We start from the raw sequence: 20,334 nt of genomic DNA on the forward strand, positions 1-20,334 counted from the left end.
TACAAAGATTGATGCTAATGTATTAATCGGAATAATGGTATATATCCAAAAACCATGCAATCGCATGGCATCCATTTAGCTCATTGGCTTAAGCCATCTTTCTGACTTTTTGAATGCTAAAAATCACAGCAAAAATCACTGCCATCGTCATCACAATACTCAAGCCTGTTGAAATGTTTAAACCTGCACTTGACCATAAACCGACGGTTACCCCAATCTGCGCCATCACAAATGCCCAAATCACCATCTGTTTTGGTGAGTGTGCCAATAAACGTGCGGTTAAAGCAGGAATCACCAATAAAGCGCCCATCAATAAAGAGCCGACTGCACGTAAAGCCAATACCGTAAATAATGCCAACAACAACATAAAAATCAGGCGTTGCCATTGGGCATTCACGCCTTCACTGACCGCAATATCAGGGTCAATTGCAATTTGAATTTGTGTCTGCCAAAATTTATACAGCACCGCTAAAGCAACAATAATCACTAGGGCAAATACAGGTAAATCTGCCCATGAAATGGTGAGTAAATCGCCAAATAAATAGCTCAGCAACTCAGGACGCAAACTCGGAATATGTTGAATAAAGAGCAAACCTGAACAGAGCAAGGTCGCAGAGCAGAGCGCCAATAATGCATCATTCGGCAACCGTGGATCATGTAAAATCCACAAAACACCCACCAATAATAATGCCAAGAATGTCACGCCCATCCACAGAGGTAAACTTAACGCGCCTGCAATTGCCACACCCAATAACGTACCATGTGCCATCGTATCGGCAAAAAAGGACATGCGTCGCCACAGCATTAAACAGCCCAGTGGGGCTGTCAAAAATACCAACAAACTGCCCATGATCCATGCAGGTAACAGCAATTGTAGCCAATCCATCATGGGTTAAGCTTCCGGTTCAGGGTGAATATGAGGACGTGAATCATGCTGACAAGGCTCGGCATGATCTCCATGTGCACAGTGTTCATGGTGATGTTGATAAAACACCCGATTGGTTCCAAAAATAGCTTGATATTCAGGATGTTGTTGTACATTCTCGGGCAAACCGCTGCAGCAAATATGTTTGTTTAAACAGACCACTCGGTGCGTGCCTTGCATGACCCATTGCAAATCATGCGACACCATCAACACCGCACAGCCATATTTGCGCGGTAAGTTGCGCACATAGTCATACAGTTCAGCTTCGGACTGAATATCCAGTCCTTGCATCGGCTCATCCAGTACCAAAACATCGGGTTGACGCAATAAAGCACGTGCCAGTAAAACCCGCTGTCGCTCACCACCAGACAGTTGTTGTACTTTCGAATCTTGCAGTTTGGCAATCCCAGTATCGCGGATAATTTCTGCTTTAATTGCGTCTGGGCATTTTTCTAAAGCCAGTAAATCTTTCACTCTTAAAGGCAAGCTGTGAGAAGGATTAAACTTTTGCGGTACATAAGAAAAGGTCAGCTTGCGAGCATTTACTAGCTTGCCTGCATTCGGTTTGACAATACCAAGCAAGACTTTAATTAAAGTCGATTTTCCTGCGCCATTCGGACCAATGAGTGTGACAATTTCACCTGCATGCAATTCAAAATTGACATTTTTTAAAATATCGCGCTCATCTATTCGCACCTGAATATTGTGCAAGGCGATGAGTGGTGCAGTGGTTATTTGCTGTTGCACTGCTGACATTTTCCAGAAATCTCAATAATACTGTGATGCGGGCTAAAGCGGTCAGAGGCTGCCAATTGATCGAGTTGCTCTAATAAACCTTGCGCTGAAGCTTCTTTAACGACTTTACATTCCGTACAGATCAAAAACGCCGCTTGGTGTCCTTCGCGTGGATGACAACAAGGAATATAGGCATTGATAGAAGTCAAACGGTGAATGAGTCCTTTTTCCAGTAAAAAATCCAAAGTACGGTACACTGTTGGCGGTGCTGCAGGACGATCAGACTCACTTTTAATTTTCGCCAATAAATCATAAGCACCCATTGGTGCAGATGCCTTGAGAATGAGTTCCAGTACTTCTTTACGTAGCGGTGTTAAGCGAGCACCTGTTGCCGCGCATAAACTTTCAGCTTCGACAAGACGTTGATGAACATTGTGATGGTCGTGAACGCCATGCAATGCATTGTGATGCTCGTGCGAACATAAGCTCATAGCCACCCCAGTTGAACTTTAAAAGAAAAACGACAGTAAATCTTAGCATGAAGCGTAATCAGTTTCGATTATACATAGGTATTTTTATAAATTTGTTATACTATAACATTTATCGATTTTTCGTGATATGTCGCAATGTTTCGTTTATTTAGTTTCTGTTTATTGGTGTTGTGCAGTACTGTCAGCATGGCGCAGGCTTTGGTGGTGTCTACACATCCTATCTATCTGATTGCCCAAAAAGTCACAAAAAATATCGAAACACCCACTTTATTACTGGCAGATCAAACAGGGCATGATGTATCGCTCACGCCTGCACATCGAAAAATGATCCAAGATGCGGGTTTAATTATTTGGTTGGGTAAAGCGCATGAAGCGCCGCTAGAACGTGTATTACATCAAAATCCTAAAGCAAGTGCTTTATTAGATACGGGCATTATGAAAACTTTGCCACAGCGTTCAGAACGTGGTTCAGCATTAAAACATACAATAGACAGCCATGTCTGGCTAGACCCAAATAATGCAGTGCGTATAGGTTTTTTTATTGCCGCACTGCGTTCTCAGCAAATGCCTGAACATCGCGATGCATACTGGAACAACGCACGTGCCTTCGCGCAGAGCTTGTTCAAAAGTGCAAGTCAATTTCAGACTCAAACCGCAGCACAGCCATATTGGGCTTATCACGATGCCTATCAATATTTAGAACGTGCCTTAAATTTAGAATTTGCAGGTTCATTGACCAATGATCCGCATATTGCCCCTACGGTTGCTCAAATCAAATATTTGAACGATCACCGTCCAAATCCAAAAATGTGCCTCCTTGCTGAAGGACATGCCAGTAAAAATCAGTATATGAAATTGAATCCAATTGTGTTTCAAAAGGTCGATGAAAGCATGCGCGGCGCAGATGATTTTGTGCAAGCGTGGCAGCAATTGGCCAAGCAAACCAAGGCTTGTGTATTAAATGCACGAAAATGATGCATTTTTTAAGCAAAATTGAAATATGACAATTCCGAGACTAACATGCAAAAAATCACGACTAAGGTCGGGAAACGATTGCATGTTCAGGGGGCTAACTCTATAATGCCTGCGATAAAAAACGATCATCAGTTGAACTTGTCAAGCATTAATGCTGTGAGTGGATAAAAAAATGAGCCGAACTAGTCGCTTGATTGACCGACGATTAGCTAAAGCTTTGGTCTTCTTACAAGCATTTATGATTCCAGTTTCAGCCCTGATAGCGTGGGTCTTGAAAGACTCAACGGCTGCCTTAAGCGCTGCACTTGGTGCGAGTGTTTGTTGGTTGGCAAGTTGTTATTTTTCATGGCAGTCGTTTCGAGCAGCAGGTGCACGAGCGTCCAGACAGGTTCTTTCGAACATGTATAGAGGAATGCTCGGTAAGTTTGCAATCGTGATCGTAGGATTCATTTTAATTTTAAGCAATGTACAGCCGTTATCCCCGGTGGCATTGTTTTGTGGTTTTATGCTCGTTCAAAGCATGTCGTGGGTTGCGCCATTTTGGGTGTCACGATTACAAAAACGAGTCTAAACGCAGCAAAAATTGAAAAGTTTTTCAGGAATAGGCGAGATATCAAGCAGCACGCGATGTTCGTTTATTCTATTAGTTTTTTACATTGACCAGGTGTGATTTATGGCTGCTGAAGAACATGCCCTTACTTCGACCGAGTATATCAAGCATCACTTGACCAATATGACCTATGGCAAAATGCCAGACGGTTCATGGAAGTTGGCTGAGTCTGCTGAAGAAGCTCAACAGATGGGGTTCACTGCTATTCACTTGGATTCAATGGGTTGGTCTATTGGACTTGGTCTGATCTTCTGTTTGTTGTTCTGGATCGTGGCGAAAGCTGCAAATGCGGGCGTACCTAGCAAATTCCAGTCAGCAATTGAAGTGATTATCGAGTTTGTGGATTCTAGTGTACGTGATACCTTCCACGGGAAGTCTCGATTAATTGCACCCCTAGCATTAACTATTTTCGTGTGGATTTTCCTCATGAACTTGATGGACTTAATCCCTGTTGACTTTATTCCTTATGTAGCTCAACAGGCGATTGCTTCTATGCTGGGTGTAGATCCTCATCAGGTTTACTTTAAAATTGTTCCGACTACAGATCCAAACATTACCTTAGGTATGTCTATTTCTGTATTCTTCTTAATTATTTTCTATAGTATTCGTGAAAAAGGAATTGGCGGCTTCGTTGGTGAGTTAGCACTTAACCCATTTAACCCAAGTAATCCAGTTGCTAAAGTGCTTTTAATTCCATTCAACTTATTGTTGGAATTGACTACTTTCTTGGCGCGACCAGTTTCATTGGCTCTACGACTATTCGGTAACATGTATGCGGGTGAGTTAATCTTCATTCTTATCGCGTTATTACCGTTCTGGATCCAGTGGGCATTGTCTGTGCCTTGGGCGATTTTCCACATTTTGATTATTACGCTACAAGCATTCATTTTCATGATGTTGACAATCGTGTACATGAGTATGGCAAGCGAAAAGCATTAATGGTACTGCCTAACTGTCAACCGATGGTTGGGCACACAATTTTTTAACTTAATTTGGTATAAAACCTAACCTCTGAGGAATTATCATGGAACTCACTTTAGGTCTAGTTGCAATTGCATCTGCTATCTTGATCGCTTTCGGTGCTTTAGGTACTGCGATTGGTTTTGGTCTTTTAGGCGGTCGCTTCCTTGAAGCTGTTGCTCGTCAACCAGAATTGGCTCCACAACTTCAAACTCGTATGTTCTTAATCGCGGGTCTTCTTGATGCTGTGCCTATGATCGGTGTTGGTATTGGCTTGTTCTTCATCTTCGCTAATCCATTTGTAGGTTAATCAGCTTAATTCCGAAATTCACTATTTGAGGAATTTGCAATGAATATCAACCTCACATTGTTTGGCCAAGCGATTGCATTTGCGATTTTCGTCGCATTCTGCATGAAGTTTGTATGGCCACCACTAATCAATGCGATTAGTGAGCGTCAGCGTCGTATTGCTGACGGCTTAAATGCAGCTGAAAAAGCCAAAGCTGACCTTGCCGATGCGCAAGCTCAAGTGAAAGCTGAATTAGATGCAGCTAAAGCACAAGCGGCTCAATTGATCGAACAAGCGAATCGTCGGGCAGCACAATTGGTAGAAGAAGCGCGTACCCAAGCATCTGCTGAAGGTGAGCGTATCCGTCAACAAGCGAAAGAAGCTGTTGATACAGAAATCAATTCTGCTCGCGAAGAATTACGTCAACAAGTAGCTGCGCTTGCAGTAACTGGTGCAGAGAAAATTCTTAGCCAGCAAGTTGACGCAGAAGCTCACAATGCCATGCTGACTCAGCTGGCTGCTAAACTTTAAGAGAGAGGCAGATTATGGCTGAACTCTTGACGTTGGCACGCCCATACGCTAAAGCAGCATTTGCTTACGCTTCTGAGCAAGGTGCAACTGACACTTGGTCAACAGCACTTAACTTGCTCAGTGCTGCGGTGCAAGACGAAGCATTTTCAGCTTACTTAAATCGCCCTGAGCTTACGCCTGCTGAGCAGGTGAGTATTTTTGCCAAAGTTTTAGGTGAAGACCAAACTGCAGCAGTGTCAAACTTTTTGACATTGCTTGCTGAAAATAACCGTTTGGCTTTACTTCCTGAAATTCAAGCAGAATACGAACAGCTCAAATCACAGAATAACAATACTGTGGATGTTGTGATTGAATCGGCATTCCCATTGACTTCTGTACAAGAACAAATTCTTGCTCAAGCGTTAGAAAAACGTTTCGCTGCAGCAGTAAATGTTTCTGTAGAAGTGAACCCAGCGTTAATTGCGGGTGTAGTTATTCGTGCAGGCGACCAAGTGATAGATGATTCTGCGCTTAACAAGCTTGAAAAAATGCGGACACGTCTTTTAGCTTAATTGCGAAGACTGAACTAATAAAAGATTGAGGTATAGCGCAATGCAACAACTGAATCCATCCGAGATCAGTGCGCTCATTAAACAGCGTATCGGCGATCTGGACACCAGCGCGACCGCTAAAAACGAAGGTACCATTGTTATGGTATCCGACGGTATTGTGCGCATTCACGGCCTTGCTGATGCAATGTACGGTGAAATGATCGAATTCGACGGCGGCTTATTTGGTATGGCACTGAACCTAGAACAGGATTCAGTGGGCGTCGTTGTTTTAGGTAACTACTTAAGCCTTCAAGAAGGTCAAAAAGCTCGTTGTACAGGTCGTGTATTAGAAGTTCCGGTTGGTCCTGAACTTCTTGGCCGTGTCGTAGACGCTTTGGGTAACCCGATTGATGGTAAAGGCCCTATTGATGCAAAACTTTCTGATGCTGTTGAAAAAGTAGCACCAGGCGTAATTTGGCGTCAATCAGTGGATCAACCTGTACAAACTGGTTATAAATCAGTAGATACAATGATCCCAGTAGGCCGTGGTCAACGTGAGTTGATCATTGGTGACCGTCAGACTGGTAAAACAGCTATGGCGATCGACGCGATCATCGCTCAGAAAAACTCTGGCATTAAATGTATCTACGTTGCAGTTGGTCAAAAACAATCAACTATCGCAAACGTAGTACGTAAGCTAGAAGAAACTGGGGCTATGGCGTATACAACTGTTGTAGCAGCAGCCGCAGCTGATCCAGCAGCAATGCTGTTCTTGGCTCCATACTCTGGCTGTACAATGGGTGAATACTTCCGTGACCGCGGTGAAGACGCTCTGATCATCTATGATGACTTGTCTAAACAAGCTGTTGCTTACCGTCAAATTTCATTGCTTCTTCGTCGTCCACCAGGTCGTGAAGCTTATCCAGGTGACGTATTCTATCTACATTCACGTCTACTTGAACGTGCTTCTCGTGTATCTGCTGACTACGTTGAGAAATTCACTAACGGTGAAGTTAAAGGCCAAACTGGTTCATTAACTGCATTGCCAATTATTGAAACTCAAGCAGGTGACGTATCTGCATTCGTACCAACCAACGTAATTTCGATTACTGACGGTCAGATCTTCCTTGAAACATCATTGTTCAACGCGGGTATTCGTCCTGCTGTGAACGCGGGTATCTCTGTATCTCGTGTTGGTGGTTCTGCGCAGACTAAAGTCATCAAGAAATTGTCTGGTGGTATCCGTACTGCACTTGCACAGTACCGTGAATTGGCAGCGTTTGCTCAGTTCGCTTCTGACCTTGACGAAGCAACTCGTAAACAGCTTGAACACGGTCAACGCGTAACTGAGTTGATGAAGCAAAAACAATATGCTCCATACTCAATCGCTGACCAAGCTGTATCAGTTTATGCATCTAACGAAGGCTACATGGCTGACGTAGAAGTGAAAAAAATCGTAGACTTTGACGCTGCGTTAATTGCTTACTTCCGTTCAGAACACGCTGCGTTAATGCAAAAAATTGACGAGACTGGTGCTTGGGATAAAGATATCGAAGCTGAATTCAAAGCTGGTATTGAAAAATTCAAAGCGACTCAAACTTACTAATTTAGCAACTTGCTAGATTGGTGTTGGTTTGGTTCACGGAATCAACCTTCGGAAGCCTGAAAGGGCTTTCGAATACTAGGTTAAGCGTATGGCAAATTTAAAAGAAATTCGCGCCAAAGTAGCTAGTATCAAAAGCACGCAGAAAATTACTCGCGCGATGCAGATGGTAGCAGCTTCTAAGATGCGTCGTGCGCAAGAGCGCATGGCTCAAGGCCGTCCGTATGCCGAAAATATGCACCGTGTAATTGCTCATTTGGTACAAGCGAATCCTGAATATAAACACCGTTATATGGTTGAACGTCCTGTTAAGCGCGTTGGCTATATCATTGTGTCTTCAGATCGTGGCCTTGCTGGTGGTTTGAACATTAACCTGTTCAAGAAAGTGGTAAAACACGTTCAACAGCAACAAGAGCAGTCAATTGAAGTTCAATTTGCTTTGATTGGTCAAAAAGCGGTTTCGTTTTTTAAAAACTACGGCGGTAAAGTGCTTGGTGCGACCACTCAAGTGGGCGACACTCCAAGTCTTGAACAGTTATCTGGTTCTGTACAGGTGATGTTAGACGCTTATGATAAAGGCGAATTAGATCGTATTTATCTGGTTTCTAACGGCTTTGTCAACGCCATGACTCAAAACCAAAAGATCGAACAGCTTGTTCCTTTGGCAGCTGCTGAAGAAGACAAGACGCTTAACCGTCAATACGGTTGGGACTACATCTACGAGCCTGAAGCTGAAGAGCTTTTAAATGGCTTGTTGGTTCGCTATATCGAGTCTGTGGTGTATCAAGGTGTGATCGAAAACATCGCGTGTGAGCAGTCTGCTCGTATGGTTGCAATGAAAGCTGCAACTGATAATGCGGGTGAATTGATCAAGAACCTGCAACTTATTTATAACAAGCTGCGTCAAGCCGCGATTACTCAGGAAATTTCTGAGATCGTTGGTGGTGCCGCTGCCGTTTAACATATATTAGTTTGAATTGAGGAGACAGCAATGAGTAGCGGTCGTATCATTCAGATCATCGGCGCGGTTATCGACGTCGAGTTTGAACGTAACAGCGTTCCTAAGATCTATGACGCTCTCCAAGTTGACGGTACTGAAACTACTTTAGAAGTTCAGCAACAACTTGGTGATGGCGTAGTTCGTACTATTGCAATGGGTTCTACTGAAGGCCTTAAGCGTGGTTTGAACGTAACTAACACTAACGCTCCGATCTCTGTACCAGTAGGTACAGCGACTCTTGGCCGTATCATGGACGTTCTTGGTCGCCCAATCGACGAAGCTGGTCCTGTTGCGACTGAAGAGCGTTTACCAATTCACCGTCAAGCGCCTTCTTATGCAGAACAAGCGGCTTCTACTGACCTTCTAGAAACTGGTATTAAAGTCATCGACTTACTTTGCCCGTTCGCGAAAGGTGGTAAAGTTGGTCTGTTCGGTGGTGCCGGTGTTGGTAAAACTGTAAACATGATGGAGTTGATCAACAACATCGCTAAAGCTCACTCAGGTTTATCTGTGTTTGCTGGTGTTGGTGAACGTACTCGTGAAGGTAATGACTTCTATCACGAAATGAAAGACTCTAACGTTCTTGACAAAGTAGCAATGGTCTACGGTCAGATGAACGAGCCACCAGGTAACCGTTTACGCGTAGCGTTGACTGGTTTGACTATGGCTGAGTACTTCCGTGATCAAAAAGACGAAAACGGTAAAGGCCGTGACGTACTATTGTTCGTCGACAACATCTATCGTTATACACTAGCGGGTACTGAAGTATCAGCACTTCTAGGCCGTATGCCATCTGCAGTAGGTTACCAACCGACTCTTGCAGAAGAGATGGGTGTTCTTCAAGAACGTATTACATCTACTAAGTCTGGTTCTATTACGTCAATCCAAGCGGTATACGTACCTGCCGATGACTTAACAGATCCATCGCCTGCAACTACGTTCGCTCACTTGGACGCAACTGTTGTATTGAGCCGTGACATCGCTTCTCAAGGTATTTACCCTGCGATTGATCCACTTGACTCTACTTCACGTCAGCTAGATCCACTTGTAGTTGGTACTGAGCATTACGAAATCGCTCGTTCAGTTCAAAACGTTCTTCAACGTTATAAAGAATTGAAAGACATTATCGCAATTCTTGGTATGGACGAATTGTCAGAAGAAGACAAACTTACTGTATACCGTGCACGTAAGATCCAACGTTTCTTCTCTCAACCGTTCCACGTAGCTGAAGTGTTTACTGGTGCTCCTGGTAAACTTGTACCGCTTAAAGAAACGATTCGTGGCTTTAAAGGTCTTCTAGCTGGTGAATACGATCACATCCCAGAACAAGCGTTCTACATGGTTGGTGGTATTGACGAAGTGATTGCTAAAGCTGAGAAACTTTAATTAGTTCCCTAATTTAGGAGATTCTCATGGCGACTATGCAATGTGACGTTGTAAGTGTTCAAGAGTCTTTGTACTCAGGCACTGTAACTATGCTAATTGCTAAAGGTGCTGGCGGTGAGTTAGGTATTATGCCTGGTCACGCTCCGCTGGTAACTTTGCTCCAACCTGGCGCGATCCGCGTTATTTTGGAAAACGGTACAGAAGAATTAATCTTTGTATCTGGTGGTGTTCTAGAAGTTCAACCGCATGTTGTTACGGTTCTTGCTGATACAGCAGTCCGTGCAGAAAACTTGGATGAAGCGGCAATTATTGAAGCGCGTAAACACGCTGAACAATTGCTAGCAAATCAAAAGAGCGATTTGGACTCTGCTGCTGCTTTGGCTGCTCTTGCAGAAACTGCTGCTCAGCTGGAAACGATCCGCAAAATCAAAAACCGTGCAATGTAATTGCTGGTTTAAGATTGAAAAAACCACCCGAAAGGGTGGTTTTTTTTATGTTGTTTGGAATTGAAGCCTTATATTTGCTTAAGATGCTGTATTGGTGGTTTCAGTTGGCTGATTCGACTCACCTTGTAAAATCATCCCCGCCAGTTTTAGCATTTCAGCTTGAATATTTCCCATTTGCTGTTCCAGTTTTTTAAAGTCCACCTTGCTTAAATCGACTTGTCCATTTAAAAATGGCGAAGCCAAAACTTGCTGATTAGCCGTCAATAAATTTTGACGGATGGTATCAATTTCCTGTGTTTTTAAGTCTAGGCTGCTTAGTGTTTGATTAAAGCCTTGTAATTGCTGCTGTAATTCAATCGCTGCAATCTGTAATTGTTGTGGATCTTGTGCATCTACAGCGGTTTGCAACTCAGACTTGGTTTGATTCAGTTGTTCGACATATTGACCAGCTTTGAGCTGTAGATCAGCAACATCGCGCACAATGTAGAACATATTGCCACTGCTTAATGGGGTATTGGTTGTGTTTGCAGTGCTATTAGATTTTGTGCTGGAATCATCTTGGTCTGTTGTTTGTGTTTGCGGCATGTTCATTTGATCACAGGCGCTGAGTAGCAAGGCAGAACTCAATAGCATAAACGGAACTAGTGTCTTCGAAGATACATTTTTCATATTCATTTGATTTTGGTAGTCTATAAAAATGAATATAAAACGAAAATATGAATAAAAAACAGATTGTTGCAAACCGATAACAAATCTTAATTTTTGTCTAAATCAAAAATAGTGAATTTTAAATAAATGGCTATGTATTAAACATCTTTTATAAATGACAAATGATTATAAGTCATGCGTCGAATTGACATGGATAGTCCCTTCTCTTGCGCCATATATGGCTCAGGATGAGGAATATATTCCGCAAGAGGATAAGGGGGCTGAATTATTATGGACTTAAAGACTATATGAACTGTATTCACATACTGAATGAAAAAATCATTTAGCCAGTTCAGCCTCAATTGCTTCTACAATGCGTGGGTCATCTGCAGTTAAATCTGGGGCAAAACGCGCTACAACTTCACCTTGTTTATTCACCAAAAACTTTTCAAAGTTCCACAACACTTCAGGCGGTTCATTTGGGGTTAAGCCGTAATCAACCAAATCTTTCCACCATGGGCCTTCACCAATGCGTTCAGGAATTGCTTGCGTTAAAGCCGTATAGAGTGGATGCTTTTCTGCACCCACGACTGGAATTTTGGCAAACAATGGAAAACTCACCTGATAGTTCAGTGAGCAAAATTCTTGAATTTCTGCATCGCTGCCAGGTTCTTGTGCCAAGAAGTCATTTGATGGAAAGGCTAAAATTTCTAAGCCTTGTGCTTGTTTTGCTGCGTAGAGTTGCTGTAAGCCATCATATTGCGGAGTCAAGCCACATTTTGATGCCACGTTCACGATCAACAACACTTTTCCAGCATACTGGTTTAATGTGGTTTCCGTACCCTGATTGGTCTTCACTGCAATGTCATAAACTGAAGTGCGCATAGTTGCTTCCTAGAATTTGTATTTACCGCTACTGTTGTAACTGTAATTTTTGGATACAGCAAGTTTTAAAGCAAAGAAATTTACGGCATTGACCAAGTTCTGTATAGCCGTGAAATTGCGCAGAAAAATGTCATTCGTATCTGCATTTTGTTTTATTGATGGATAAATTGAGAGAAAAGTGTCATAAATAGACGCTGGGCTTTTTAGCACTTTGCATCACAAATCAGTTATAGAATAAGGTCTCACAGCAGGTATGCTGCTTGGTACAACAAGGATGATGAACACATGATACGATCAGATAAAGGCGTATTTTGGGCAATTTTGTTGCCATTGATTGCGGTATTGATTTGGTCGTTAAATATTGCGGTGACGCGCTATGTTGCAGCGTATATTTCACCCGTCAGTATCAGTTTTTATCGTTGGTTGATTGCTTTTCTGATTTTGACACCATGGATATTGCCAAAAGTTTGGCAGCAGCGTGAGTTGATTCGCCCCCATTTGAAACAGTTGGCAGTGCTCAGTGCATTTGGTTTGGTGCTGTATCAAGGTCTCAGCTATACCGCAGCAAATTACACCACTGCAACTAATATGGGCATTATTAATGCATTTATTCCCATGTTTACGGTCTTGGTTTCGTTGCTGATCTTAAAAGAGATTCCCACACGATTTGCTGTTTTAGGCTGCATGATTTCATTTTTGGGCTTGTTGTATGTAATTGCACAAGGAGATTTACGTCAACTCAGTCAACTGACAGGGCATGCGGGTGATATGCTCATGGTTTTGGCGGTATTTTTTTACGCCTTTTATGGGGTGTTTTTAAAAAAATGGAATTTAAAATTGCCGCTCATGCTAAGTCTTTATGTGCAAATTATATTCACCTTACTTTATCATCTTCCATTTATTATATGGTTCGGCTTAGATCACTTAAATAGTCAAAATGGTTTAAGTGTGCTGTATGCAGGTATATTTCCTTCAATTATTGCGCCTTTGGTATGGATGTTAGCTGTTCAATATTTAGGACCCAATCGCACCAGTATTTTTATGAATTTGATGCCTGTTTTTACGGCCATTATTGCATATTTTTGGTTGGCAGAAGTGTGGGGGAGTTATCACAGTATCGGTGGATTGATTATTTTAACGGGGATTGTGTTGGCGCAAATGAAGACACGTGTACAAATTCAAGCAAAAAGTTGAGCTAATTGATTATTTACTGGTCAGTTAAAGGTATATTTAAAATACCTTTTATTCAAAATTTATTCAGTATTGAGCGTTATGAATTATGACAGTTTTTTTAATTTTTCTAAAATAATTGTAAAAATAGTAAGATAATTTAAATTGTTAAGAAAAAAAGATGAATCTTTCATCGAATATTTGTCTTGGATTAATAGGAAAAATCTATTTGTATAGTCGACTAAAATACTCCATAATTCACGTACTGGAAATGACCTACTGTTTTTCATAATCAGTGAGTTATCATTAACAGCAAGATTTTCAAACCCTCTGGATGTGTTTTTATACACATCCTTTTTATGCTCAACCATCCCTATATGGTTGAGCTTTTTTTTATCTAAAATTTGTCTAAAGCTAGGCGCGAATCACTGTCCCAGTCTCTGCATCTAAAATACGGCTGGGTTGCTGGCTTAAACCTAAATCACCATTTAAGTAGTGCAATTGTTGTTGGAAATATTGTGTTGCTTCTTGCAAAGAGCGTGCAGGGTCCAGTCCCGCAGGATTGGCACTGGTCGATACAATAAAGCCATCAAAGGCATGGCATAGCGCCATACATAAAGGATGATTGGTTACGCGCACTGCCACTTTGGGGTGTTGACCTGTAATCCACTCTGGAATTGCGGCTGTGCTGGGTAATAACCAAGTGGTCGCTCGATCTGTAGGATGAGTATTCGTCCATGATGCAATCACGCGATCTCGCATTTCTGGGGTTAAATCCTGCAGCAAATGCTCCACTTGTGATAGATGTCCTGCCAGCAAAATCACACCTTTTTCAATCGGGCGCTGTTTCAGGCGTAGAATTTCCAAAAATGCCTGTTGATTATATGGATCACATCCCAATCCCCAAACGGCCTCTGTAGGATAGGCCAGTACCTGTCCTTGTAGTAGACATGCAGCGGCTTCGGTGACAGAGGTTGTAATCATGGGAGTTTTACCTAAACAGAAACGTGAAAATAGGCGCTTATTGTGAACCTTATTTGTGGGGACGACAACGCAGATATAAACCTGATTGTTGTAAACAGAAGCCCATGAGTTCCAGTTCCATTAATGCGCTGGTGAGTGTGGCAATATCTAAATTTAGTTGCTGTGCCAAGTAGTCGATGCTTTGTCCGACCCAATCCAGTTGTTGATACAGCGTCAATAAATGCTCGGGAATGTGCGGTGTGGTTGTATCGGTTGTTTTTGTAGTGGTGCTTAGAAACGTTGCTTTTGTTGGTGGTGTAGGAGATTCTGTTTCTGTGGATACTGCTGTGACCTGATCTGGGTTTGTCGCAATTTGGTTTTGTTGATATTGCCATTGGGTGGGTAGGGCTAAATCCTCAATTACTTGTTCAGGATGATCCACTAAAATTGCACCTTCACGAATCAATTGATGGCAACCTTGATGAAATTCACTATAAATATGTCCAGGAATGGCAAATATCAATTTACCTTGCTCTGCTGCCAATTTTGCGGTAATCAGTGAGCCACTATTTAAGCTGGCTTCAGCAACAATCACGCCTAAACTGAGTCCACTGACAATACGGTTACGTCGCGGAAAATGTTGCTGTAAGGGTTTGGTCTGCGGTAAGAACTCCGTAATTACGGCACCACCACATTCCACAATCTGTTGGCGCAGGGTTTGATGTGCACTTGGATAAGTGCTGTCCAAACCTGTGCCCATGACTGCAATGGTACGTTGATGTTGCAAAGCACCTTGATGTGCGGCCTCATCAATACCTTGTGCCAAACCGCTATTGATAAAGAACCCTTGCTCACTTAAATAATAAGCAAAATCATAAGCCACTTGCCGGCCATGCGGGCTGGCTTTACGACTGCCGACAATTGCAATTTGCGCTTGCAACAAAGCCTGTGCATTGCCTTGTCCAAATAAAATGGGTGGCTTATTGGCATAGGGGTGTAACTGATTCGGATAATCAGCATCATCTAGAGTTAATACAAAATCGCACTGCTGTTGTAGTTGATTCAGACATTGTTCAAAGGTGAGTTGCCCTGTAGGGCTAAGATATTCTTTGGCACGTTGTAGATGGTTGGCATGAATGCGCACATCTGACCACGTGAGGAGGTGTTCGGGCTGCACTGCGGCAGCCACGGAACCATAATGTTGTACGAGTTTGGAAAAACTGGACAATGAATGTTGAACCAAATACCACAATAAAATGGAGTTGATTTGCTGTGGGCTGAATGAATTCAACATCACCATCTTAAACCGTTTTAGTCGTCCATGCTTGGTGCTTGTAGGCTAGCACCGACTTTAATAGGCAATTCGCTGTCTAAGACATATGCATAGCTAATGTGGTCAAAGCTCTTGAAGACCATGATATTGCCAATGCGTTCGCCTGGAAGCTGAACACGCTCTTTGGTTTTCGGGTCGGTGACCACTTCGCCTTTTTGCGTTACGCTAAAGACATAACCAGATTGCACGCCATGTAATGTACCGCGATCAATCGCCACAACACTGTGTTTTGCTGCGGTACCAATCGAGCCCATCACGCGTAGCACTTGCCCACCTGCGCTGACATTTTCAGCATGCGTTGGATAGAACAGGGTTGGCAACATTGGGTCATAAATTGGTAAGACACGATCACCACGACGCACTTCGGCATTGTAGGTATCGGTCAATTCAAGTGTGGTGATGTCATTTTCGCCACGTACTGCAATCCCTGCAGCAACTTGGGTGAGCTCAATGCCTGCATTGAATTTTTGACCATTGGCATCGATTAGCATGTACGGCTCACCTTCACGATATACCCCGTAGCGTTGACCTACTTCCAGACCTGCACCACGTGCATACACACTTTGACCTTTAGCGGCTAAAACACGCTGATCAGAAGTACCTAAAATATACGGTGTACCTTGTAACGCATTTGCGGCAATAATGCTGCTGCGCTCTAACCAGTGTTTGATATAGTCAAGTGGAATCACAGGAATGGTATTATTTAAAGATTCCACTCGAATTTGTGGTTGTAAATTGGTGCTCTTGCCTGCATAACGACGGATAATACCTTCACAACCATCGCCTTCATCTTTACCAATAATTGGACGACCTTCATAGGTACACATCAATAAACGGTCACCCGGGAAAATCCAGTGAGGATTTTTTACGTGACGGTTACTTGCCCAAATTTCAGGCCAACGTAATGGATTGTTCAGGAATTTTTTGGAAATATCCCATAAGGTATCGCCTTTTTTTACCACATACACATTTGGTGCGCTGGCTTTTAAGGCAGGCGGATTGATGTTTCGTGCAGGTGCTGCTTCAGCCACACTGATCGCACTAAGTCCCACTGTGAGACATACTGCGAGTGCTAAAACTTGCTTTTTAAACCCCAAGACACGAAAAGAGGATGTGTCTGTCAAAACCTTTTTCATTATCATAATTCCTAAAATTATGTATGTAGTTGCGTTATAATAACGATCTTACACACATTTTTTTGATGAAGCATTCCTTCATTCGGTTTTTTGATCAATGGCATAAGTGAGGATGTCCCATGGCCTTATTACCTATTTTAAGTTTCCCGGATCCCCGTCTGCGTACCATTGCAAAACCAGTCGAAGAAGTCACCGACGAGATTCGTCAGCTTGCTGCAGATATGTTTGAAACGATGTATGCCGCACCCGGAATTGGTCTGGCTGCAACGCAGGTCGATCATCATATTCAGCTGATTGTCATGGATTTATCTGAAAATAAAGATCAACCCATGGTCTTCATTAACCCCAAAGTTACCCCATTGACTGAAGAGACCCAACCGTATGAAGAAGGGTGTTTGTCAGTGCCTCAAATATACGACAAAGTTGAGCGTCCGTCACGCGTAAAAATTGAAGCGATTAACCTTGAGGGTCAATCCTTTACGCTAGAAGCGGATGAACTTCTCGCTGTTTGTATTCAACATGAAATGGATCACTTAAATGGCAAGTTATTTGTCGATTATTTATCGCCGCTCAAACGTCAGCGCGCCCGCGAAAAAGTTGAAAAAATAGTGCGTCAGCGCCAGAAAGAAAAAGTCGCGGTTAAGCGTTAAAACGTAGACCAATCAAGAAGGCTTGAGGCACAATTTAAGACCAAAGCCCAAAAATCGGCCAATTTCGATTAGGCTTTGTTATACTTGTGCCACACAAATTCAGGATAAATGTTTTCATTGTTGCGTAGTGGTTTACTGCTTTCATTTATCGCAGTATTTTTACAGATTGCTGTATTTTTACAGCCTTTGCTGCCTGAGCAATACCAAATTGCCCCAGTCTGTGAAACCATCACGCGTGCACTTTTATTGCCACACAAAACAATGGCTGCTGTGGATCATGATGTGCATAGCTCACATCTACAAACAGATCAACAAGATACGATACAAAACGAACATCATCATCACGATGCTTCACATCAATGTCAGTACTGTACGGTATATGGCAATTTAGTCCTACCACCTGAATTAGAGCTGAAAGAAGTGCTTGATCGTATTCAAGTGCGCCTTTTGGCATTCCAAAAACGTTTTCAACACGTTTGGTTTGCACTTCAGCAACTCTTTTTACTTCCGCAAGGACGTGCCCCGCCTCACTTTGCATAAATTCAAGATTTTTTTGGGTCTATTTTGACCCTAACTGTATTTATGCTTTAAGTGAGAAATAAAATGGCTCAGCCTAAATTTTTATTACAGCCTGTTGCGGCTGCAGTTTGTGTTGCCTGCTATTCAGCAAGTACGTTTGCCGATCAAACCGTTTTGACTGCCAATGCGCACAGTCTTGCCCCAATTGTTGCGACTGCACAGCAGGGTAATGATGCCAACGGTCTGGTGGTACGTGCCAATCCAAAACAACCTATTCAGCCTATTCCAGCCACAGATGGTGCAGATTATTTACAAAGTATTGTCGGTTTTAGTGCAGTGAACAGTGGTGCAGGTACCAATGGTGATATGACCTTCCGTGGCATGTTTGGTTCACGTATTAAAATTTTAACCGATGGTTCTGAAAACTTGGGCGCATGTCCTAGCCGTATGGACTCGCCAACCTCTTATATTTCACCAGAAAGTTTTGATGAAATTACCGTGATTAAAGGCCCGCAAACTGTGCAATATGCCAACACGGGTTCGGCAGCAACGGTATTGTTTGAGCGTAAGCCTGAACAATTTGGTAAAGGTCAAAACTATCGTGGGCAAGCCAGTGTTTTGATGGGTTCATTTGGTCGTTTGGATCATAATATTGAAGCAGCCGCGGGCGATGCGCAGAAATATATTCGTTTAAATGCTAACCGTTCTGTGGCTGATAGCTATAAAGATGGCAATGGTACAACTGTTCCTTCGGATTGGGAGCGTTGGAATGCTGATGTCGCTTTAGGTTGGACACCCGATGAAAACACTTGGCTAGAACTGACAGGTGGTCGTGGTGATGCTGAAGTGGTTTATGCGGGCCGTACAATGGACGGTGCTGAATTTGACCGCGAAAGTTTAGGTTTACGTGTAGAAAAGAAAAATATTACTGATGTGATTAAGAAAATTGAAGCACAGGTGAACTATAGCTTTAATGATCACGTGATGGACAACTATAGTCTGCGCCAGTTTAAGCCAACCAAAATGATGCCTAAAGAAACAGCAACCAATGTGACGCGTAAAACATTAAATGCACGTATGGCTGTGACACATGAGTGGGATAAATTACAGTTTATTACAGGTATCGATACCCAAAATAATGAACACAGTATTCGTAAGACAGATACTGAAAATAATATTGCTTATTATGCCTTGCCAAGCTTAAAAGATATGAAATTTCAATCTTATGGTGGTTTTGGTGAGTTGAGCTATCAACTCAACGATCAAAATAAGTTAGTTACAGGTGTGCGTGTTGATCAGGTCGAAGTAGACGCAGTACAAACGGCTCAACAACGTAAAGAAACCTTACCAAGCGGTTTTATTCGTTTGGAAAATCAACATCCGCACCATGATGCTAAAACGTATGTCGGTTTAGGTTATGTAGAGCGTATGCCGGATTATTGGGAATTGTTTAGCCCTGTTAAAGGTAATGGTAGTGACAATACCTTTAAGAGCATCGATACTGAAAAAACACTTCAGCTTGATTTGGGTTATCAACATGAACATGGTGCATTCAGCTCTTGGGCATCGGCTTATGTTGGTTTGGTTCAAGATTTTATCTTGACCAAGTACAATGAAAACAATAAAGCTGAAACGCGAAATGTAGATGCCACCATTGCAGGTGCAGAAGTTGGTATAGGTTATCAATTTACTGATGCCTTACAGGCAGATGTGAGTGCTATGTATGCGTGGGGTGAAAACACTACAAACAATACGCCGTTACCACAAATTTCACCTTTGGAAGGGCGTTTAAACCTGCGCTATGTTCAGGATAAATATACTTTAGGCGTATTATTACGTGTGGTGGATGGTCAAAGTCGTATCAGTGAACGTGAAGGTAATATCGTGGGTTATGATGTGAAGGAGAGCAGTGGCTTTGGCGTACTATCTTTAAACGGCAGTTATAACCTAAATAAAAGTGTTGATGTATCTGTGGGCATTGATAACGTATTGGATAAAACTTATACCGAGCATCTAAATAAAATGGGTGCATCAGGTACAGGTTTACCAACCGATCAGCAATTTAATAATATTGGTCGTAACTATTGGGCGCGTATTAGTATGAAGTTCTAATTTGAACTTTATTTAAACCAAAAGCAGGGTTTCGGCTCTGCTTTTTGCTTTTTATAAGAATAATTATATATAAAACATTGAGTTATATTTGAGGTTTGTGTTTTAAAAAATTAAGTAGATTTTTCTTAAAATAAATTTATAAGATAAAACAGTTAGTTATATGTTTTTGGGTTTATAAAATAAACACCCGATATATTTCTTTTGAAAAAAGTGTTGCACGTTAAAATAATTGACCTATAATGCACATCCATCGGCGGTGATGCAGATTAAAACTTCTGATAAAACAATGACTTGATTGAAATTGATTGGGTTGAGTTTTAGAAATTAAGTTTAAAATAATTTAAATTACCAGTTGACACTTTAGAAATAAAGCGTAATATAGCCGACCTAGCTTGATGCTGACGAAGCATCGAGAAGATCATTAAGAGATTATGAAG

At 42.2% G+C, this 20,334-nt stretch carries 22 protein-coding genes; 14 read left to right on the forward strand and 8 right to left on the reverse strand.

Annotated features, from left to right (window positions below; genetic code table 11):
- Positions 1 to 88 precede the first annotated feature (88 nt).
- Genes znuB through L6C30_RS09105 form a run of 3 tightly spaced genes read right to left on the reverse strand, consistent with a single transcriptional unit; the run spans position 89 to position 2,151 of the window.
- Positions 89 to 889 (reverse strand): zinc ABC transporter permease subunit ZnuB, encoded by an 801-nt coding sequence (znuB, locus tag L6C30_RS09095; protein ID WP_026438113.1) that lies wholly within the window; start codon positions 887 to 889, stop codon positions 89 to 91.
- A gap of 3 nt (positions 890 to 892) precedes the next feature.
- Positions 893 to 1,681: a zinc ABC transporter ATP-binding protein ZnuC gene (gene znuC / locus L6C30_RS09100; protein WP_019837167.1), complete on the reverse strand. Its 789-nt coding sequence runs from the start codon at positions 1,679 to 1,681 to the stop codon at positions 893 to 895.
- Complete coding sequence (locus L6C30_RS09105; RefSeq protein WP_019837168.1) at positions 1,657 to 2,151, reverse strand: transcriptional repressor; 495 nt, start codon at positions 2,149 to 2,151, stop codon at positions 1,657 to 1,659. The genes znuC and L6C30_RS09105 overlap by 25 nt, the downstream gene beginning before the upstream one ends.
- 135 nt (positions 2,152 to 2,286) lie before the next feature.
- Between L6C30_RS09105 and L6C30_RS09110 the strand changes: the two genes are divergently transcribed.
- The 10 genes from L6C30_RS09110 to L6C30_RS09155 all read left to right on the forward strand — a co-directional run bounded on the left by L6C30_RS09110 (position 2,287) and on the right by L6C30_RS09155 (position 10,481).
- A complete protein-coding gene (locus L6C30_RS09110) occupies positions 2,287 to 3,126 on the forward strand; it encodes a metal ABC transporter solute-binding protein, Zn/Mn family (protein WP_026438114.1) in 840 nt (279 codons plus the stop codon).
- 172 nt (positions 3,127 to 3,298) lie between these two features.
- On the forward strand, positions 3,299 to 3,697 hold the full coding sequence (locus L6C30_RS09115; RefSeq protein WP_004970147.1) for an ATP synthase subunit I: 399 nt from the start codon (positions 3,299 to 3,301) through the stop codon (positions 3,695 to 3,697).
- 102 nt (positions 3,698 to 3,799) lie between these two features.
- Complete coding sequence (gene atpB, locus L6C30_RS09120; protein ID WP_019837170.1) at positions 3,800 to 4,675, forward strand: F0F1 ATP synthase subunit A; 876 nt, start codon at positions 3,800 to 3,802, stop codon at positions 4,673 to 4,675.
- Between the two features lie 85 nt (positions 4,676 to 4,760).
- Positions 4,761 to 5,006, forward strand: a complete 246-nt coding sequence (atpE, locus tag L6C30_RS09125; RefSeq protein ID WP_000424060.1) for a F0F1 ATP synthase subunit C — start codon at positions 4,761 to 4,763, stop codon at positions 5,004 to 5,006.
- Positions 5,007 to 5,045: 39 nt separating this feature from the next.
- Complete coding sequence (locus tag L6C30_RS09130) at positions 5,046 to 5,516, forward strand: F0F1 ATP synthase subunit B (RefSeq protein ID WP_004970142.1); 471 nt, start codon at positions 5,046 to 5,048, stop codon at positions 5,514 to 5,516.
- Positions 5,517 to 5,530: 14 nt separating this feature from the next.
- Positions 5,531 to 6,067, forward strand: a complete 537-nt coding sequence (locus L6C30_RS09135; protein WP_019837171.1) for a F0F1 ATP synthase subunit delta — start codon at positions 5,531 to 5,533, stop codon at positions 6,065 to 6,067.
- A gap of 40 nt (positions 6,068 to 6,107) precedes the next feature.
- Positions 6,108 to 7,652: a F0F1 ATP synthase subunit alpha gene (atpA, locus tag L6C30_RS09140; RefSeq protein ID WP_236162911.1), complete on the forward strand. Its 1,545-nt coding sequence runs from the start codon at positions 6,108 to 6,110 to the stop codon at positions 7,650 to 7,652.
- An 88-nt stretch (positions 7,653 to 7,740) separates the two neighbouring features.
- The gene (gene atpG / locus L6C30_RS09145) at positions 7,741 to 8,610 is read left to right on the forward strand and encodes a F0F1 ATP synthase subunit gamma (RefSeq protein WP_004780708.1); all 870 of its coding nucleotides are present in this window, start codon (positions 7,741 to 7,743) and stop codon (positions 8,608 to 8,610) included.
- Positions 8,611 to 8,640: 30 nt separating this feature from the next.
- Positions 8,641 to 10,035: a F0F1 ATP synthase subunit beta gene (gene atpD / locus L6C30_RS09150; protein ID WP_004780710.1), complete on the forward strand. Its 1,395-nt coding sequence runs from the start codon at positions 8,641 to 8,643 to the stop codon at positions 10,033 to 10,035.
- Between the two features lie 26 nt (positions 10,036 to 10,061).
- On the forward strand, positions 10,062 to 10,481 hold the full coding sequence (locus tag L6C30_RS09155; protein ID WP_236162910.1) for a F0F1 ATP synthase subunit epsilon: 420 nt from the start codon (positions 10,062 to 10,064) through the stop codon (positions 10,479 to 10,481).
- A gap of 78 nt (positions 10,482 to 10,559) precedes the next feature.
- Here the strand turns inward: L6C30_RS09155 and L6C30_RS09160 are convergent, their stop codons facing one another.
- The gene (locus L6C30_RS09160) at positions 10,560 to 11,150 is read right to left on the reverse strand and encodes a hypothetical protein (RefSeq protein WP_026438115.1); all 591 of its coding nucleotides are present in this window, start codon (positions 11,148 to 11,150) and stop codon (positions 10,560 to 10,562) included.
- A 318-nt stretch (positions 11,151 to 11,468) separates the two neighbouring features.
- On the reverse strand, positions 11,469 to 12,014 hold the full coding sequence (locus tag L6C30_RS09165) for a glutathione peroxidase (protein ID WP_236162909.1): 546 nt from the start codon (positions 12,012 to 12,014) through the stop codon (positions 11,469 to 11,471).
- Between the two features lie 285 nt (positions 12,015 to 12,299).
- Here L6C30_RS09165 and L6C30_RS09170 point away from each other — a divergent pair, with 285 nt between their 5' ends.
- Positions 12,300 to 13,208 carry a DMT family transporter gene (locus tag L6C30_RS09170; RefSeq protein ID WP_019837177.1) on the forward strand — a complete coding sequence of 303 codons (909 nt, stop codon included), beginning with the start codon at positions 12,300 to 12,302 and terminating at the stop codon, positions 13,206 to 13,208.
- A 390-nt stretch (positions 13,209 to 13,598) separates the two neighbouring features.
- Here the strand turns inward: L6C30_RS09170 and L6C30_RS09175 are convergent, their stop codons facing one another.
- From L6C30_RS09175 to L6C30_RS09185, 3 genes are read right to left on the reverse strand one after another with little or no spacing between them, the layout of a single operon-like run.
- On the reverse strand, positions 13,599 to 14,168 hold the full coding sequence (locus L6C30_RS09175) for an L-threonylcarbamoyladenylate synthase (protein ID WP_019837179.1): 570 nt from the start codon (positions 14,166 to 14,168) through the stop codon (positions 13,599 to 13,601).
- Positions 14,169 to 14,217: 49 nt separating this feature from the next.
- Entirely contained in the window at positions 14,218 to 15,441 is a 1,224-nt protein-coding gene (dprA, locus tag L6C30_RS09180; RefSeq protein ID WP_236162908.1) for a DNA-processing protein DprA, read from the reverse strand.
- 17 nt (positions 15,442 to 15,458) lie between these two features.
- Positions 15,459 to 16,616, reverse strand: coding sequence for a LysM peptidoglycan-binding domain-containing protein (locus L6C30_RS09185; RefSeq protein ID WP_019837181.1), 1,158 nt, complete (start codon positions 16,614 to 16,616; stop codon positions 15,459 to 15,461).
- 119 nt (positions 16,617 to 16,735) lie between these two features.
- On the opposite strand from L6C30_RS09185, the gene def reads away from it, so the two are divergent.
- The 3 genes from def to L6C30_RS09200 all read left to right on the forward strand — a co-directional run bounded on the left by def (position 16,736) and on the right by L6C30_RS09200 (position 19,897).
- Positions 16,736 to 17,266: a peptide deformylase gene (gene def / locus L6C30_RS09190; RefSeq protein ID WP_019837182.1), complete on the forward strand. Its 531-nt coding sequence runs from the start codon at positions 16,736 to 16,738 to the stop codon at positions 17,264 to 17,266.
- A gap of 108 nt (positions 17,267 to 17,374) precedes the next feature.
- On the forward strand, positions 17,375 to 17,806 hold the full coding sequence (locus L6C30_RS09195; RefSeq protein ID WP_019837183.1) for a DUF2946 family protein: 432 nt from the start codon (positions 17,375 to 17,377) through the stop codon (positions 17,804 to 17,806).
- 63 nt (positions 17,807 to 17,869) lie between these two features.
- Positions 17,870 to 19,897: a TonB-dependent copper receptor gene (locus tag L6C30_RS09200; RefSeq protein ID WP_236162907.1), complete on the forward strand. Its 2,028-nt coding sequence runs from the start codon at positions 17,870 to 17,872 to the stop codon at positions 19,895 to 19,897.
- Positions 19,898 to 20,334 lie beyond the last annotated feature (437 nt).

It is taken from the genome of Acinetobacter sp. KAM396 (assembly GCF_021602765.1).
Taxonomy (GTDB): Bacteria; Pseudomonadota; Gammaproteobacteria; order Pseudomonadales; family Moraxellaceae; genus Acinetobacter; species Acinetobacter towneri_A.